General features: G+C 59.4%; 1 protein-coding gene. It reads right to left on the bottom strand.

Annotated elements, in window-relative coordinates; all coding sequences use genetic code 11:
- Positions 1-316: 316 nt before the first annotated feature.
- Positions 317-677: zinc-binding dehydrogenase (locus QWI17_RS23060; RefSeq protein WP_302724895.1), on the bottom strand; the 361-nt coding region annotated here is incomplete at its 5' end.

Raw genomic sequence — 677 nt, 5'->3', positions numbered from 1 at the left:
TTTCAAACCCCTAGCGTTGATCCGTTTTGTCTGACGCTTAGGTGCAGACTGCCTGTTTGCCCAGGCCTGAAGTGATGGTAATCCAATGTCTTGCTCAGGCTTTACCCATTCTAAATGAAGGGGCAACGAAGGGATACGGCAGGTATCTGACAGGCAAGGTCAACCTGTGAATCCGGTACGCCGATGGGGGCTGCAATTCGCGGCGCCAGCAGGGCCACGGGCGCCTGCTGAGCGTGCGGGAATGAGGGGGGGCTGTGCTGCGCAGCCCGGCGTGAAGCCAGGCCGCAACTTCCGGGGGCTGCGCATTCGGGTAGGGTTAAACCTTCAGCACCAACTTGCCGAAATTCTCACCGTTGAACAGCTTCAGCAAGGTCTCTGGGAAGGTCTCCAGCCCCTCCACCACATCTTCCTTGCTTTTCACCTGCCCGTTTGCCAGCCACCCGGCAATTTCCTGTGCGGCCTTGCCGTACTCCTTGGTGTGGTCCATCACCACAAAGCCTTCCATGCGCGCGCGGTTCACCAGCAATGCCAGGTAGTTGGCCGGGCCCTTCACCGCGTCCTTGTTGTTGTACTGGCTGATGGCGCCGCAAATCACGATGCGCGCCTTGAAGTTGATGCGCGTGAGCACGGCGTCCAGAATCTCGCCGCCCACGTTGTCGAAGTACACGTCCACGCCT

The organism is Gilvimarinus gilvus (assembly GCF_030518155.1).
GTDB lineage: Bacteria > Pseudomonadota > Gammaproteobacteria > Pseudomonadales > Cellvibrionaceae > Gilvimarinus > Gilvimarinus gilvus.
This window is presented reverse-complemented; position numbering and strand designations above follow the sequence as displayed.